Source organism: Paenibacillus sp. FSL H8-0034 (assembly GCF_038000305.1).
In the GTDB taxonomy this organism is placed as follows: Bacteria; Bacillota; Bacilli; order Paenibacillales; family NBRC-103111; genus Paenibacillus_S.
The window spans coordinates 7260197-7277090 of the sequence record NZ_JBBOBS010000001.1 but is presented as its reverse complement, the minus strand read 5'-3'; the positions used below and the strand labels follow the sequence as shown (position 1 = coordinate 7277090).

Below are 16894 nucleotides of genomic sequence, written 5' to 3'. Positions count from 1 at the left end.
CATTCATTTAACTAATATTTTCATTCAACAATGCTAATTTACGGTTGTGTCAATTGGATTTATGATAAGTGTATGTAATAAATAAAGAATTAAACGTTAAATAAATGTTAGTAAATCTAACATAAATTTATTTAGAATTTCAAGGAGGAATGGAAGATGACTTCGAGAGGCTGGGAACGGTTTTTATCAGAACGGGACAAAGAGCATGATCAACAGCGTGGTAAACAGGAGCTTGCAGGATTTGGTGAGAAACCGGCTTTGGTATTAATCGATATGTATTATAGTGTGCTTGGTCTGGAACGCCAGGAAATCTTCGAATCCATGAAAACCTGGCCTGGCAGTACCGGGCTGGAAGGTTGGGAAGCCGTTGATCGTACTGCCGAGCTGTTAGCCGTTGCCCGGGACAATCAAATTCCCGTTTTTCATGTAAAAGGCATGGATAATCTGATCAAGCCGTGGATTCATCGCAAGCGCCAGCCGTCGGCCATGTCCTCTGAAATGAAAAAGAAAGGCATGGAAATCGTGGATGAAGTCAAGCCCATTCCTGGTGAGATTGTTATAGAGAAATCAGCGCCAAGCTGTTTTCAGGGAACACCCCTTAGCTTTCAATTAGTCAGTCTGGGTATTGATACAGTTATTGTCTGCGGTGAAACAACGAGCGGCTGCATTCGTGCTTCGGTTGTGGATGGAGCTACACAAAGATTCAAGATGGGGGTCGTCGAAGAAGGCGTATTTGACCGTACGGAAGCTTCTCACTGGATGAACCTGTACGATATGCATCAGAAATATGCCGATGTGGTTGGTGTGGAATATGCCAAGCAATACTTCCAAAAGATCGGCGCAGCGAAGCCTGTCCCATCTATAACAATTTCAGGGAGGTAATGAACATGTACGGTTGGGAGAAATTTATGAGTGAGCGCGACAAGCAGCATGATCTGTTATGGGGCAAAAAGGAGCTGTACGGCTTTGGCAAAAGGCCCGCACTGCTGTTGATCGACATTTACTACAGCGTGCTTGGCTTGAAGCGCGAGCCGATTTTTGAATCCATGGAGACATGGTCGTCGAGTACCGGACTTGAGGGCTGGGCTGCCGTCGACAAGACTGCTGAGCTGCTGGAGGTAGCACGAAGCAACCAAATTCCCGTTATCCATGTAAAGGGTTTGCAGTCCGGAATCAACAGCTGGAGTCGGAATACCCGCAAGCGGGTTCCGCTTAGTGATGAACTGCGCCAAAAGGGCTCGGAAATCGTGGATGAGGTCAAGCCGGTTTATGGCGAGCTGGTTATTGAAAAAGCCTCACCGAGCGCTTTCCCTGGAACGCCGCTCTTGTTCCATCTGAACAGTCTGGGTATCGATACTTTGATATGCTGCGGTGAAACGACAAGCGGCTGTGTACGGGCGACTACTGTGGATGGGGCCACCCATCGTTTTCATATGGGAGTTGTAGCGGATTGTGTGTTTGACCGCACGGAAGCTTCTCATTATATGAACCTGTATGATCTGCATCAAAAATATGCGGATGTCGTCGATTTGGCGGCTGCCAAACAATATTTTCAGGAAATTGGAGCGATCAGCAAAATAGGCGTCAGGGCTTAAAACAGCAGAGCGCAGGTATGGCTGGAGGTGTGGTGAATCCGTAGCAGGTTGCGGGTGCGCTGCACTTCCGGAGATCGTCAAATAGCGATGAGGGGGACGAGGGGAATGCACAGTAAAAAATGGCATCTGCTTATAATCGTCATGTTTTTCCTGCTTGTGAGTGCTGCCTGTTCTACAAATGAAAGCTCGACGGCCCCTTCAACAGGGAATGCAGCCGGGGCCGCAGCTGCAAAGAATGACCATAAGACGCTGAAGATCAGATTCTATGATGATCCCGCGGGCTTTGATCCCGCTACCGTATTTCGAATTGAAAATGAGAATATCGTCTTTAATATCTTTAGCGGTCTGACAACCTATGATTCGGCAACCGGTGCGATCATTCCCGATTTGGCGGAGTCCTGGCAAACGTCGGATAACAAAACATGGACATTTAAATTGCGCAAAGGCGTTCAATGGCAGGGTGGCTATGGTGAATTCACCTCCAAGGATGTGCTGTACACCTATAACCGCAATATCGATAAAAAAACCGCTTCTCCATACGCTACCGATTTGGCCAACATCGAAACGATGGAAGCGCCTGATGATTATTCGGTGAAGGTTGTACTTAAGCAGCCGGATGGCAACTTTCTGCATGTCGTTGCCAACTACCATCAAGGCCAGATCGTGAAGAAGGAAGCGATTGAGGCTGCAGGAGCTCAGGTGAAATTCAAGCCTGTAGGCACAGGACCGTATGCGTTGGAAAGTGTGGATGTCAACTCTGAGATCGTGCTTGTGCGGCATCCGCAATACTATAAGGGCCCTGCCCCGATTGAGAAGCTCATCTTTTCGATTATTAAAGATGAGGCGACCTCAACGATAGCCCTGCAAAATGGTGAAATCGACCTTATTATGCGAGCCAATAAGGAAGAAAATCTCGATACGCTGAGCAAAGCCGGCTTCAAAATGAACAATGTCAAAAACTATGCCAACAGTCTGCGGATTTTTAATATGACCAATCCGATTCTGGCCGATGTAAGAGTCCGGCAGGCGCTTGCCTATGCTGTTGATTTCAATGCAATTGCCAAAGCGGTCAATCCCCAACTGCAAGCAGGAACGAGCAGTATTTTGATGGACTGGATGGATGGCTACACGGACAAAGCGCCGAAGTATGAATACAATCCGGAGAAAGCGAAAAAGCTGCTGGCGGAAGCGGGTTATCCGAACGGCTTCAAGATGACGCAGACGAATACGTCGGCAACCGGGATTACAGATACGCTGCAGCTGGAGCAGGAATATTTGAAAAAAGTGGGAGTTACACTGGAATTCGTCCTGGTGGATACGCCGACCTATAACAAGGTGAGAAATGATGGAGACTTTATGACTGCTGGACGTTTGCTGCCCGCCGTCAATCCGGATATGATCCTGTTCAGCTACCTGCATCCGAACAATAAATCGCCCGGCGGCTTGAATGGCGCACGTTATGATAATCCGGTGCTGACCGAGAAGCTGGAAGCGGCGCGTGCCGAGGTTGATAAGGACAAACGGAAGAAGCTGTATGAAGAGGTGCAGGTTATTGCGATGACGGATCTGCCTTATATGCCGACCTTCGGAAGCAATGTATTTTGGCCAAGCAAGACGAATGTGGATGGTGTTGTCATCAATAAGCTGGCACAGGTTGACTTCTATGGTGTCGATATCAAATAGGTGCACAAGGCTGTAGTAAGGTCAGTGAAAAAGTGAATCCGGGAGGTGATCGCCAGTGCTGGTATATTCCTTTAAACGAGTCGTTCAGCTGATCGTTACGATGCTTGGAGTGGTGACACTGGTATTCTTCGCTTTACGGCTTATACCGGGTGATGCGGCATCGGCAATGGCAGGAGAAAATGTGTCGGCAGCCGCTCTGGAGCGGCTGCGAGAAGAGATGGGGCTGAATCAGCCCCTCTGGCTGCAGTATTTCAGCTACATGAAAAACCTGCTGATGCTCGATTTTGGCAATACGGTGACGACCAATCTGCCGATAACGGGCATGATCATGACGGCGCTGCCGATTACGATGCTGATAGCGTCGATTACGATTTTGATGGCGGTATGTATTTCCATCCCGCTTGGCACGCTTGCTGCCTATATGGCCCACAAGGGAAAGAAAGCGCTCGATAACGCGATTACATGGGCAGCGATGATTGTCGATCTGATGCCGGCGTTCTGGACGGCATTGCTGCTGCTGCTGATTCTGTCCTTGGGCTTGGGCTTATTTCCGGCAAGCGGCAGAGTGACGCTGGATAATCCGGAGATGCTGATGAAGCGCATTGCGATTCCGATTATTGTGCTATCGATTACACAGGTCGCTACGCTTGCGCGTATTACGCGAACTGCCGTGCTTGAAGTCCTGAATGAAGATTATGTGCGTACAGCCCGCTCATTAGGCATATCCGAGATTGTCGTTGTATTCCGTCATGCACTCCGCAACGCAGCGCTGCCCATTGTCACGGTCATTGGACTCAGCTTCGGTAATTTGCTGAACGGCACAGTCATCGTCGAATTTATTTTTACAATTCCTGGTATCGGCACACTGCTGGTTAACGGAATCAACAGCCGGGATTATCCGCTGGTGCAGACCTTGATTCTGTTCTATGCATTCCTGTTTGTGGCGATCAATTTCCTGACGGATCTGGTTTACAAAAAGATCGATCCGCGCGTTCAGTTCTAAAAACGCAGCTGATGCTTACGAAGTTAGTTTTGTTCCACAAACGCAGCTGATGCTTACGAAGACAGTTTTGTTCCACAAAACCGAGCTGATGCTTACGAAGTTAGTTTTGTTCCACAAAACTTTGAAGAGGTGAAGAATATGAACAATCAAGAAGCACTTGGTACCGGCAGAGGGAAGCTAGGCCCGTTTTCTTGGGGGACTATTCGGATTCCTGGGCTGCATTTTTTGATAGCCAACCAGAAGGCTCGCTGGGCGCTGCTGATTTTGATTCCTATTTTACTGTTGACCCTGTTGGCACCCGTACTGCCCTTCCCTAGTCCATTGGTTACCGATGTGAAGTCGAGTATGCAGTCGCCTTCCTGGGATCATCCATTCGGAACGGACAAATTAGGCCGCGATGTATTCAGCCGGACGTTGTCGGGCATTAAGGTTTCCCTATCGGTTGGACTTAGTGTAGCTGTAATTGCACTTGTATTTGGAGTTGTGTTGGGCACGATTGCCGGGTTTTACGGAAAAATGGTCGATCGCACGATGATGTCCATCGTTGATATTTTTCTTGCCTTTCCTTCATTGCTGCTGGCGATTGGTCTGGTTTCCATTATGGGAGCGGGCTTCATCCCGGTTGTCATTGCCATTTCACTTGCTGATGTGCCGCGTTTTATCAGACTGCAGCGCTCTCTGGTGCTGACGCTGAAATCGAGAACGTATATCGATGCGGCCCGAACCGTGAAAGCCTCCCAACTGTGGCTGATGACCAAGCATATTATTCCTAATACGATTTCCTCGCTGCTTGTCGCTGCCAGTATAGCTGCCGCCAATGCCATTCTCGTTGAAGCCAGTCTCAGCTTTCTAGGCCTGGGGATTATGCCGCCGGAGCCGTCACTGGGCAATATCATTAAAGAGGGGCAAACCTATCTGCAAATCGGCTGGTGGATTTCAACCCTGCCAGGCGTCGTTATTTTGCTGATTGCGATCAGCCTGCATTTTATGTCAGACGGTATTCGTGAAGTGCTTGACCCTCGTTCGAGAAAATAAGCTGCAGACAGGAGGAATTTCATATGGAAACCGACTATCTTTTAGATTCCGATCCGCTGCTGCGGGTCCGGGATTTACACACCCATTTTGAGACAGAGAGTGCCACTGTCCGGGCGGTCAATGGCGTATCCTTTGATATTCAGCGTGGTGAACGTCTGGCTATAGTAGGCGAGAGCGGGTCAGGGAAAAGCGCGATGGCGATGTCACTGATTCAATTGATTGCTTATCCCGGCCGTATCGTGTCAGGAAGCGTACAGCTTGAAAACAGGGAATTGGTGGGTATGCCGGAAAAGGAGCTCAACCGGCTTCGCGGCAAAGAGGTGGGAACGGTTTTTCAGGACCCGATGTCCTCGCTTGACCCTGTGATGCGCATATCTGACCAGATGATCACGCCGATTCGTATGCACTTGAAGCTGGGTCCCAAGGAAGCACGCCTCTTGGCCGTTGATTGGCTGAGCCGCGTTGGTATTCCCGATGCCGAGAAACGAATCGATGCGTATCCGTTTGAAATGAGCGGCGGGATGAGGCAGCGGATTATGATTGCCATGGCGTTATCGTGCAACGCGAAGCTGATTGTTGCCGACGAGCCGACGACTGCCCTCGATGTAACGATACAGGCGCAGATCGTACAGCTGCTGAAGGAGCTGACGGAAACGACGGGAACAGCCATGATGTTCATCACCCATGATCTGGGGCTGGTCGCCCGCTTTGCCCAAAAGGTTGCAGTCATGTACGCCGGGAAAATCGTTGAATACGGCACGGTTCAGGAGCTGTTCGCGCATCCGAAGCATCCCTATACGCAAAGCCTGCTGATGACCATTCCCAAGATAAGTGGTGAAAAAAGCGGTCGTCTGCTTCATATTGGCGGATTCCCGCATGATATGAAAAATCAGATTATCGGCTGCTCGTACAAGGAGCGCTGCTCGGCGGCAGCGAGCCGGTGCCATATGGAGTCTCCTCCGCTGCAGGAGCGCGGGGGCACACAAGCCTCTGCCTGCTGGCTGGAGCATGGACTGCAAACCGAGGGTCTGGATAAGCTCGTATCATTGGATAAACACAATAAACCGCAAACGGCTGCTGCTTCCATGAATTATGCAGAGACAGCTGTAGGTAAAGCGGATGGCCATGTGCTTGTTATTAAAGATCTTCATAAGCATTTCAAGCGTGATTCACTGCTGCCCTGGCGCAAGGCTCCCGAGATCAAAGCTGTTAATGGCATTAATATTACGCTGCAGCGTGGTGAAACCATAGGTATTGTCGGTGAGAGCGGCTGCGGCAAAAGCACAACGGCTCGCATGCTGCTCGGTCTTGATGAACCGACATCGGGAAGCATCGAGGTGAGCGGCAATATTCAAATTGTATTTCAGGACCCGTATTCCTCATTTAATCCCAAAATGAAAATAGGTGATATTATCGCCGAGCCGCTTAATGTGCAAGGAATAGGCACGAAGGAAGAAAGGCGCTTCAAAGTCCGTGAGCTTATCGCGAAGGTCGGCCTGGAGGCTTCTTATCTGGACCGTTATCCAAGCCAGCTAAGCGGCGGTCAGCGGCAGCGGATCGGTGTGGCGCGGGCCTTGGCGTTGAATCCGAGCGTCGTTGTTGCCGACGAGCCAACCTCTGCACTGGATGTATCCGTAAGAGCGCAGATTATTAATCTGCTCTGCGATTTAAAGGAGGAGATGGGTCTGAGCTTCGTGTTCATCTCCCATGATCTATCCACCGTTCGTTACATTTCGGATAAGATTGCTGTGATGTATCTAGGTGAAATCGTTGAGTATGGACCTGCCGAGAGGGTGTTTACCAATCCGATGCATCCCTATACGAAAGCTTTGCTTGCAGCCGTTCCCGTCCCTGATCCCGTGATTGAATCCCAGAGAGATATCCAGCTGGTGTCCGGAGAGCTGCCCAGCCCAGCCAATCCGCCCCTTGGCTGTGCCTTTCATTCCCGTTGTCCGCTGGTCACAGAGCACTGCGTCAGCCACAAGCCGGTACTAGAGGATTATCAGACGACTCGACAGGTAGCTTGTCATGCCGTCTCTTGATCTGTACCGCAAGGTTGGCATTTATGGCGGGGGGCTGTTTTTTGCAATCACGGGAATGGCGCAGCCATTCTTTACCCTGTATGCCCAAGAGGTCGGTGCTTCTACCTCTGCCATTGGCTTCATGGTTACGCTGCGTTCCCTGCTGCCGATTTTTATCGCCATGCCGGTCGGGCAATTAATCGATTCGATCGGCTCGATGAAAATGCTGAAGTGGGGAAGCATACTGCTGATTCTTTCCTTGTTTACGACGTATTATGGCAATGGACTCTGGATGTTGTCGATTTCGCAGTTTTTTATGGGGGCCTGCATTGTTATTATGGCTTCGGCTCTACAGGTGCTTGTATCCGATGGAGACAAAAACCAGCGCAACGAAAATATTAATAAATATTCGATGTGGATGTCAGGAGGTGGAATGCTCGGTCCGCTTATAGGCGGGGGCATTGTTTCACTGTTTGCTACAGAATTGATTGGCTACAAGATATCCTTTCTGATAGCGGGCTTTGCATCCATTCTGTTTCTTGTGTTTATCCTGATCATTTCGCGGGGTTATCCGCATCCCGATCCGAATCTGGCAGAGATTAAGCCGAGGGATATTATCAGGGTTCAAGGGATTGTGGACAGCTATACGAGCGGCTGGCATTTGACCAAAATTCGTGCGGTGCAGTTCGGGTTAATCGGCACCTTTCTGATTATGTATATCCAAGCTCTGTATATGAGCTTTATGCCTTTGTATTTAAAGGAACTCGGTTACTCGACCTTCCTGATCTCGATAGTGCTGGCAATTCGCGGCTTGGCAGGCATGCTTTCCCGCTATGCACTGAACTGGATCATGAAGCGGACCCATCTGGAGCGGATCTTGTTAATCGCCGGCATGATTGCGTCCGTATGTGTGTTATTAACGCCGCTCGCAGGTCTTCATATTGCCGGCATTGTGGCTTTGATGCTGATCATGGGCGCTGCCGTGGGGATTAATCTGCCTGTAAGCATCATGATTGTCGTCAATGACACAAGAGATGCCGACCGTGGGAAGCTTATGGGGTTAAGGCTGCTGACAAACCGATTCTCGCAAATCATCAGCCCGGCGATGTTCGGGATTCTGGGTCAAACGCTTGGTTTGTCGTTCGCGTTTCTGACAGGCGGGATTTTCCTGGTTGCGATGATGTTCGGATTTTCGGTGTACACGAGCGCCAAATGGAATTTAAAAACAACAGGTCGCGAGGCAGGCGGCAGTAAGCCGGAGGCCGCGCCAGGCAACCAGGCCTCTTAGCCCAGCAGCAGCCTCCGTCGGCAGTGCCCGCAGACAAACGCTGAAAAACGCCTGGCGGTACCGTCAGGCAGCTCAAAACCATTGCATGCTCATTATGGAGCGGCAATGGTTTTTTGCTGTCTCATCCAGTCGGCTGGATGCGAGAAGAAATCCCTGGTTTCTGGATGGGAATGTCCTAAAGCCTTGCCCAGACTGGGTTTGCAGCCAAGGTGTGCGATATTTGGACACCCTTAGAAATTTGAATCATGAGCGCATTTGTGCGAAAAGTGGTTCGCGGAATGCCGTTATCGGTGCTTTTCAAGGCGTTCAGCCGCTCTCATAATAGGGATTACGGAAGCGGCCGCCGATTAGGCATCAGCTTGATTGGCGTGAACCGTACAAGATCGTCAGCCAGGAGGGATTTCTATTCAAACATCACATGTACAGCCAGCAGTCGGCGCGCCCAGAAGCAAGAGCCATCCGATCCTGCGAAATATGAAACGAAGCCGGTATTTATATTTGATTTTTTTCCTGCCTTTTTGCTATTATGTATGCTTTCATTATTGGCCGATGTATGGCATTATCATTGCTTTCAAGGATTACAATATCGTCAAGGGCATCACGGAAAGCCCATGGGTCGGACTGACGCATTTCAAAAAGTTTCTGAATGAGGAATATTTTTGGAAGCTGGTTCGCAACACGCTGCTTATCAATATATACGAGCTGTTCTGGGCGTTTCCGGCGCCGATTATTCTAGCTCTGCTTCTCAATGAATTAAAAAGCAAGGCATTAAAAAAGTTCGCCCAAAGCGTCAGCTACCTGCCGCATTTTATCTCTACCGTTGTCGTCTGCGGGATGATTGTCAATTTTCTTACATTGGACGGTCTGGTCAATCAACTCATAACGTGGTTTGGCCTGGCACCGATTCAATTTCTGATGAAGCCGGAATGGTTCCGGACGATTTTCATTTCCTCGGGGATTTGGCAAAGCATCGGCTGGGGCTCGATTATTTATTTGGCTGCTCTGACTGCTGTCGATGAAGAGCTGTATGATGCCGCCAAAATCGATGGAGCCAACCGCTGGAAGCAGTTGATTCACATCACACTGCCCGAAATTTCACCAACGATATCGATTATGCTCATCCTCAATATCGGCAGGCTGATGTCGATCGGCTATGACAAAATTATTTTGCTTTATAACGGTTCGACCTATGAAACGGCAGATGTGATCTCGACCTATGTGTATCGGAGAGGGCTGCTGGGCAGTGATTTCAGCTATGCGACTGCAGTAGAGCTGTTCCAGGCAGTGATCGGGCTTGTACTGCTCGTCTCGGCGAATCGCATTTCCAAAAGAATCAGTCAAACCGGATTGTGGTAGATAACAGGAGGCTGTCATGAACAAACATACTTCACTAGGGTCCAAAATTTTCGACGTGTGCAACATCGCGGTGCTGCTGCTCCTGATCTTCATAACGGTATACCCGATTTATTACATCTTTATCGTGTCGATCAGCGACGGCAATCTGGTTACGCGCGGTTTGATCAAGCTGCTCCCGATGGACATTACGTTTGATGCGTATCTGGTCGTATTTAAAAATCCGAAGATTTGGCAGGCTTATGGCAATACGCTGCTGTATACGACTGTCGGGACGACAATCAACGTGATCCTGACAGCGCTGTGTGCGTATCCGCTCTCCCGAAAGGATTTTTACGGGCGCAACATCTTCATCTTTATGGTTGCGGTCACGATGTTCATCAGCGGTGGTTTGATTCCGGTGTATCTGGTCGTCCAGAAGCTCGGACTTATCGATACGATGTGGGCGTTAATGCTGCCTACAGCAATCAGTACCTTCAATATGATCATTATGAAAACCTATTTTGAAGGGATTCCGGTCGCTCTGCAGGAATCGGCTTATCTGGATGGAGCCAACGAGCTGCAGGTGCTGTGGAAAATTATTTTGCCGCTCTCGCTTCCGGTTATGGCTACGATGGTGCTGTTTTACGCTGTACATCATTGGAACAGCTTTTTCCCGGCTTTGATTTATTTGAACGACAGCGACAAGTTTCCCGTGCAGGTGCTGCTGAGGAACATCGTCATAGCGGGCGAATTTGCTGATCAGACTGCGGATGTGGGCAGTGCATCCTCCAATTTCCGTGTTGTTGCGACCAACTATAAGTTTGCGGTCATTATAATTACCGTGCTGCCGATCCTCGTAGCGTACCCGTATTTGCAAAAGTATTTTGTCAAAGGCGCGATGATTGGCGCTTTAAAGGGTTAAGCATCTTTACATTTCACATCCTTAATGAGAGGGGGAATGCTCCGGGATCACCGGGCACCCGGCTTCATTGACTGTTGCGTGCTCTGCATGCTTCAAAATTAACGCTTGATCCACACAAAGGGAGGTTTATCCAAGATGACTAAAGCATGGGTAAAAGGGGTTTCCGTATCACTGTCCACAATCATTGTGGCTACGGCTATTGCCGGCTGCACGGGGACCGGCGGTAAAGAGGCAGCACCCGCTGCACCGGGAAGTGACGCAGCTGGAGCAGATTCAGGTAAAATTTCTGCCAAGGAACGCGAGATCACGATCGCTTTCCCGGAGCATCCGAACCAGCCGGTCAAAAATATGGCTCCGATCCAGCAGGAAATTCTCAAGCAGACGAACATCAAGCTGAAATTCGAAACGGTGCCAAACAGCAATTATAACGATAAGAAAAAAATACTGATCGCCACCAATAACTTGCCGGACATTATCCAGGTCGATATGGCTGATATTAACAGCTTTGCATCGACAGGTGTGTTCGTGCCGCTGATGCAATATATGAACAAGGGACTGATGCCCAATTTCAAAAAAGTATGGGATCAATACCCGGACATGGCAAAGCTGACCGCGGACGGAGACCTGTACGGCTTCCCGGCGATAGGCCGCAATGAGCTGAAGAATGGCTTCGGACCGGTCATCCGTACCGATTTGCTGAAAAAACACAACCTGCCGACGCCTAAAAGCTTTGACGAGCTGCTGACTGTGCTAGCTGAGCTCAAGAAGATTTATCCCGATTCGACGCCATTCTCCGCACGTAAGGGAAGCGGACCTATCCACCAATTGTTCAAAACGATGTCTTATATGCTGGGCTCGGGAGTGGGCAGCGGCAACGGGATCTATTTTGATAAAGATGTGAACGGCGGTCAATATGTATACGGACAAGCAACGCCCGAATTCAAAAACGTATTGGCTTACCTGAATAAAGCCTTTACGATGGGGGTACTCGACAAGGATTATGCAGTTGCAACCCAGCAGCAGTGGACCGAGAAGCTGACCAGCGGTAAATCGTTCTTTTTTATGGACAACAGCGGCTTTGCGCTGGATTATACGAAGCAGCTGCAAAAGGCAGTTCCGGACGGCAAGCTTGAGCTCATTCCGATCCCGGAATATAAGCCTGGCAAAGCCAGAGCTGAATTTTACGCTACAACGATAACAAACGACCGAATTTTTGCGATCAGTTCCAAGGCCAAGGACCCGGAAACTCTTGTCAAGCTGATCGACTGGATGTACACCGAGAAGGCGTCCAATCTGATGAACTACGGTGTTGAGGGTGTCCACCATACATTGGACGAGAAGGGCCAGCCTAAGCTGAACAGCGATTATGTGATGAAATTTAAAGACGGCCAGCCTACCGCTTTCTATGCGATGTATTCCGATCTGGGCTCCGGCAAGCTGAGCTTTACGCCATGGTTCTCCAACTCCGAGCCGCAGGTGCAGGTAGAGAAGCTGACGGGCAACTGGAGCGACATGCATGAGCAGTTCTGGAAAACGATTGCCAATGACAAGGCTTACCATGATCCTTATTTGGAACCGCCGCTTACGAAGGAAGAGGCTGCTCGTGTCAAGGAAATACTGGTCAACCTGAACACGATGCTGGAGCAGGAATATGACAAATTTATTATGGGTGTCAAAAAGCTCGATGAATATGATGCTGTCATGAAAAAAGCCCGTGATTCCGGAGGCGCCGAGCTGGAAAAAATTTATAACGGCGCGTTAGCCAGATTGAACCAGAAGAAATAAGACAAGAGAGAGTGGAGTGAAACCATGAAGCTGAAGGAACAGAGCCGACAATATGTATTTGAGGAGGATCGCCCGTTCGCCGCCTGCCACGCCTCGACGATCGTGACGCTGCCGAACGGCGATCTGCTGGTTGCCTATTTTGCCGGGAGCAAGGAGGGTGCGCCGGATGTAGCGATCTGGTGCTCGACGAGAACGGACGGTATATGGTCCAAGCCGCGAATGGTGGCGGACGAAGAAGGCGTCGTACATTGGAATCCGGTATTATTCCGCAAGACTGATGGACAAATCGTGCTGCATTACAAGGTGGGCAGTCCAATTCCGCAGTGGTATACAAGAATGATCGTGTCCGATGATAACGGTGAAACCTGGAGCGAGCCGATTGAATTGGTGCCGGGAGATTCAGGCGGGAGAGGTCCGGTTAAGAACAAGCTGATCGAACTGCAGGATGGAACCTGGCTAGCTCCCGCCTCTATTGAAGGAGAAACCTGGGATGCATTCGCCGACATTTCACTAGACCAGGGGCAGACCTGGACGCAAAGCGCAATGGTGCCTGTGCTTCGCCCTTCTGCCGAGGCTGGCAAGGGGCAGGAAGGAAAGTATCTTGTCCGCGGCAAAGGTCTCATTCAGCCAACCATTTGGGAATCGGAGCCTGGCCATGTACACATGCTGCACCGCAGCACTGCCGGTTTTATTTACCGCAGTGATTCTTCGGACTCAGGCCGGACCTGGTCGCCTGCTTATCGAACGTATTTGCCAAATAACAACAGTGGCATCGATTTGGCGCGCATGGATGACGGAACGCTTGTACTCGCTTACAATCCGGTCGGCATGTACAATGGTCCGCGGATGCCGCTCCTGCTGAGCGTCTCCACAGACAATGGCGAGAACTGGGAGCAGCTGATTGTGCTGGAAGGCGACTACCGTACCTATACGAAGCCAATCGAACCGGGGGAGTACTCGTACCCGGCTGTGATTGCCGAAGGCAGACATATATACGTGACCTACACATGGAAACGGGAGCGGGTTGTGTGCTGGAGCCTGGAGCTGGAGTCGTAAGAAATCCCTGAACATTTAGGAGGTCTACCCATATGGCAACTTTGCCTGAATTGAGAGAACGGTTTAATCAGCCGCCTGCGGAATACCGTTCATTGCCTTTTTGGGCCTGGAATGATGAATTGCAGCAGGAAGAGCTGACGCGGCAAATTAAGGATATGAAGGCTCAGGGCATGGGCGGCTTTTTCATGCATTCGCGTGACGGTCTGGAAACGCCTTATATGGGACCCGAATGGATGGAAGCTATTCGTGAGTCGGTGGCTCAAGCGGAACAACAGGGGATGAAGGCGTGGCTGTATGATGAGGATCGCTGGCCTTCAGGCTCTGCGGGAGGACAGGTTCCGGCTATAGGGGATGAGCACCGTTCCAAAGGGCTGACAATCGAAGTAGCACGGGGCTCCTTCGAGCCTGACGGTAACATGATTGCGGTATTCAGGGCAGTAATCGATGATATGAAGCTGCTCCGCTGCGAGCAGCTTCAACTGTCTGAGATAGCCGGTCCAGCCCCCCAAACAGCCGCAGTATTGGCCGAGGATGAAGTGCTGCTCGTATTCAGGGTCGAGGTATCGGCTCCGAGTGAATGGTTTAATGATCAGGCGCCGCCGGACAGCATGAATCCTGACACAGTCCGTGCTTTTATTGATTCGACCTATGAGGTTTATAAAGCTGAAATTGGCGAGCAGTTCGGCAGCACGATTGCCGGTATCTTCACCGACGAGCCGAGTGTGCATGACCGTCATAGCACCTATACGGCGGGGCGCGGCTGGATTCCATGGACATCCACGTTTCCTGCCTACTTCGCAGACAAGCGCGGGTATGATATTCTTGAGCTGCTGCCTTACATTTTCTTTAACGGAGAGCAGTCCCCACATGCACGGCATGATTACTGGCGGACCGTATCGGATAAATTTTGCGAGTCGTATTCCAAACAGTTAGGCGATTGGTGCGAGGATAACGGACTTGCCTTTACCGGTCACTTTTTGTGGGAAGGCTCTCTCGGAGTGGCGACACGGGTCGGCGGAGCTATTATGCCGCATTATCGGTACCAGCATGTTCCGGGAATCGACCTGCTCTGTGAGCAGACCAACGAGCACTTAACCGTCAAGCAATGTACTAGCGTTGCCAATCAATACGGCCGTAAGTTTACGATTTCTGAAACGTATGGCTGTACTGGCTGGGAATTTACGTTCGAAGGCCAGAAATGGGTGGGGGATTGGCAGTACGTACTGGGCATCAACCTGAGATCCCAGCATCTTGCCTTGTATTCATTAAAGGGCTGCCGCAAAAGAGACTACCCTCCCGTCTTTAATTACCAGAACAGCTGGTGGAAATATAATTATATGATGGAAGCTTATTTTGCCCGGATCGGTTCGATTATGAGCGAAGGGCGGCCGGTCAGGGATATTCTGGTGCTGCATCCGGCTTCAACAGCCTGGTCGATGCTCGGAACCAATCCTTATGGAAGCAAAAAACGCGGCCTGGACCGTGACATTCCGGCTATTGACCAGTATGGGTTTGAATTTAATGATTTTTTACGTGTTTTGCTGGGAGCTCATTATGATTTTGATCTTGGCGATGAGACGATTATGGCTGAGACAGGAGCGATTCGCGATAATAAGCTGTTCGTGAATCTGGCGGGTTATGAGGTTGCCGTCATTCCACCGGTACGCACGATGCTGCGCAGCACGTATGAGCTGCTTCTCCGGTTTCTGGAGCAGGGTGGTAAAGTGGTTGCGATGACGCCATTCGCCACAATGATCGAAGGCAAGCCTTCCGATGAGCTGATCGGCCTGTACGCCCATCCGGGCGTCACCATCGCATCGAGACCGGAGGATGTAATTGCCAAGCTGGAGGACATCCAACCACGGCCTGTACGAATTCATAATCGGTATGCGGCTGAGGCTTCCGAGCTGTTCATTTTGTTCAAGGAGGTTGAGGATGGGCATACGCTGTTCGTCGTCAATAATGATCGCGATCAAGGTTATGAGGTGCGTATCGATATTCAGCTGATAGGCCGTGTTGAAGAATGGGACGCATTGACCGGGCAAATTACGGAGATCGATTCTTGGATCGAACGAGATCGTTTGTGCTTTAACGCTCAATTCGGTGCAACCGCTTCCAAGCTGTACATGATCTACCCAGTCGACGCGAGCACCTTGCATGCATTAGCTTCATCTCCAAAGGTGTTACCACAATCCCAGTCTGAACCTATTCTCTACGCGGCGGCCGGTCCCGAATTTCGTTTTACGAGGACGATGCCTAATGTGCTCACTCTGGATACTTGTGAGTACCGTATGGGTGACGGCGATTGGTCGGTGGAAATGCAACTGTGGTCTGCTCAAAGGGAAATCCGCGATACATTAAGCATGCGGCAGGTGTATTATAATGGCATCACACAGAGATACAAGTGGATTCATGAAGAGCACCCCCATAATGGCACACCTGTCGGGTTCAGGCTGCGGTTCGATGTGACGGATCTGCCTGCCCAAGAAATTCGGCTTGTGCTGGAAGGCTCGCAGCAGTTCCGTATCCTGCTCAATGGTCACGAGATATCCAATAAGGCTGTAGGCTGGTTCGTCGACAGATCGATGGATTGTATAACACTTCCTGGCATCAGACCGGGCAGCAACGAGCTGGAGCTGTATGCTGACTACACGCAGGCGATGGAAATCGAGGACTGCTACCTGATCGGCGATTTTGCGGTCAATTTGTCGCGGAGTATCGTAGCCGAACCGGACACGCTCCGTACGGGAGATTGGTGCTTGCAGGGCTATTATCATTATAATGGAAGCATGATTTACCATATCGATTACTTTCACCCGGACGATGAAACGGGAAAAGCCGTCCTGCTGCTGGGAGATCATTCTGCGGTCACTGTGGAAATCCGTGTGAACGGAGTTACTGCCGGACACGTGCCTTGGAAAGCTGCTGATGGTGTCGATTTAACCCCTTATCTGAACGCCGGCAGTAATGCGTTGGAGATCGAGGTCATGGGCAGCCCGCGCAATATGTTCGGACCTTTTCATGAAGCGCGAGGACCGAGGCAGGTTACGACCGGCTGGGATTCCTTTCGCAGGGAGGGCAATGAATTCACGCCCGGCTATATTGTGCAGCCTTATGGTTTGTTTGAACAAATCAAGATTGTGCAAATCCATTAATTGCCGGAAGCAAAAG

The 16894-nt window shown here is 50.3% G+C and carries 12 protein-coding genes; all 12 read left to right on the top strand.

The annotated features are described in order from the left end of the window. Positions 1 to 156 precede the first annotated feature (156 nt). The 12 genes from NST47_RS32510 to NST47_RS32455 all read left to right on the top strand — a co-directional run bounded on the left by NST47_RS32510 (position 157) and on the right by NST47_RS32455 (position 16878). The gene (locus NST47_RS32510) at positions 157 to 882 is read left to right on the top strand and encodes an isochorismatase family protein (protein ID WP_341158840.1); all 726 of its coding nucleotides are present in this window, start codon (positions 157 to 159) and stop codon (positions 880 to 882) included. Between the two features lie 5 nt (positions 883 to 887). Continuing rightward, positions 888 to 1595: an isochorismatase family protein gene (locus tag NST47_RS32505; RefSeq protein ID WP_341158839.1), complete on the top strand. Its 708-nt coding sequence runs from the start codon at positions 888 to 890 to the stop codon at positions 1593 to 1595. Between the two features lie 105 nt (positions 1596 to 1700). Further along, complete coding sequence (locus NST47_RS32500; protein ID WP_341158838.1) at positions 1701 to 3278, top strand: ABC transporter substrate-binding protein; 1578 nt, start codon at positions 1701 to 1703, stop codon at positions 3276 to 3278. 55 nt (positions 3279 to 3333) lie between these two features. Then, complete coding sequence (locus NST47_RS32495) at positions 3334 to 4281, top strand: ABC transporter permease (protein WP_341158837.1); 948 nt, start codon at positions 3334 to 3336, stop codon at positions 4279 to 4281. Between the two features lie 138 nt (positions 4282 to 4419). Then, entirely contained in the window at positions 4420 to 5316 is an 897-nt protein-coding gene (locus NST47_RS32490; RefSeq protein ID WP_341158836.1) for an ABC transporter permease, read from the top strand. A 23-nt stretch (positions 5317 to 5339) separates the two neighbouring features. Further along, positions 5340 to 7358 carry an ABC transporter ATP-binding protein gene (locus tag NST47_RS32485; protein ID WP_341158835.1) on the top strand — a complete coding sequence of 673 codons (2019 nt, stop codon included), beginning with the start codon at positions 5340 to 5342 and terminating at the stop codon, positions 7356 to 7358. Beyond that, positions 7345 to 8625 carry an MFS transporter gene (locus NST47_RS32480; protein ID WP_341158834.1) on the top strand — a complete coding sequence of 427 codons (1281 nt, stop codon included), beginning with the start codon at positions 7345 to 7347 and terminating at the stop codon, positions 8623 to 8625. Before NST47_RS32485 ends, NST47_RS32480 begins: the two co-directional genes overlap by 14 nt. 474 nt (positions 8626 to 9099) lie before the next feature. Then, positions 9100 to 9981, top strand: a complete 882-nt coding sequence (locus tag NST47_RS32475) for an ABC transporter permease (RefSeq protein ID WP_341158833.1) — start codon at positions 9100 to 9102, stop codon at positions 9979 to 9981. Between the two features lie 16 nt (positions 9982 to 9997). After that, a complete protein-coding gene (locus tag NST47_RS32470; RefSeq protein WP_076233970.1) occupies positions 9998 to 10882 on the top strand; it encodes a carbohydrate ABC transporter permease in 885 nt (294 codons plus the stop codon). 135 nt (positions 10883 to 11017) lie between these two features. Further along, positions 11018 to 12667: an extracellular solute-binding protein gene (locus NST47_RS32465; protein WP_341158832.1), complete on the top strand. Its 1650-nt coding sequence runs from the start codon at positions 11018 to 11020 to the stop codon at positions 12665 to 12667. Between the two features lie 24 nt (positions 12668 to 12691). Further along, on the top strand, positions 12692 to 13723 hold the full coding sequence (locus tag NST47_RS32460; RefSeq protein ID WP_341158831.1) for a sialidase family protein: 1032 nt from the start codon (positions 12692 to 12694) through the stop codon (positions 13721 to 13723). A 32-nt stretch (positions 13724 to 13755) separates the two neighbouring features. Beyond that, positions 13756 to 16878 (top strand): glycosyl hydrolase, encoded by a 3123-nt coding sequence (locus tag NST47_RS32455; RefSeq protein WP_341158830.1) that lies wholly within the window; start codon positions 13756 to 13758, stop codon positions 16876 to 16878. Positions 16879 to 16894: the final 16 nt, after the last annotated feature.

Excerpts from the sequence above, each read along its gene's own strand:
- NST47_RS32500 (WP_341158838.1), top strand. The coding sequence starts at position 1,701 with ATGCACAGTAAAAAATGGCATCTGCTTATAATCGTCATGTTTTTCCTG.
- NST47_RS32465 (WP_341158832.1), top strand. The coding sequence starts at position 11,018 with ATGACTAAAGCATGGGTAAAAGGGGTTTCCGTATCACTGTCCACAATC.
- NST47_RS32460 (WP_341158831.1), top strand. The coding sequence starts at position 12,692 with ATGAAGCTGAAGGAACAGAGCCGACAATATGTATTTGAGGAGGATCGC.
- NST47_RS32510 (WP_341158840.1), top strand. The coding sequence starts at position 157 with ATGACTTCGAGAGGCTGGGAACGGTTTTTATCAGAACGGGACAAAGAG.
- NST47_RS32480 (WP_341158834.1), top strand. The coding sequence starts at position 7,345 with ATGCCGTCTCTTGATCTGTACCGCAAGGTTGGCATTTATGGCGGGGGG.
- NST47_RS32475 (WP_341158833.1), top strand. The coding sequence starts at position 9,100 with ATGAAACGAAGCCGGTATTTATATTTGATTTTTTTCCTGCCTTTTTGC.
- NST47_RS32485 (WP_341158835.1), top strand. The coding sequence starts at position 5,340 with ATGGAAACCGACTATCTTTTAGATTCCGATCCGCTGCTGCGGGTCCGG.
- NST47_RS32490 (WP_341158836.1), top strand. The coding sequence starts at position 4,420 with ATGAACAATCAAGAAGCACTTGGTACCGGCAGAGGGAAGCTAGGCCCG.
- NST47_RS32455 (WP_341158830.1), top strand. The coding sequence starts at position 13,756 with ATGGCAACTTTGCCTGAATTGAGAGAACGGTTTAATCAGCCGCCTGCG.
- NST47_RS32470 (WP_076233970.1), top strand. The coding sequence starts at position 9,998 with ATGAACAAACATACTTCACTAGGGTCCAAAATTTTCGACGTGTGCAAC.
- NST47_RS32505 (WP_341158839.1), top strand. The coding sequence starts at position 888 with ATGTACGGTTGGGAGAAATTTATGAGTGAGCGCGACAAGCAGCATGAT.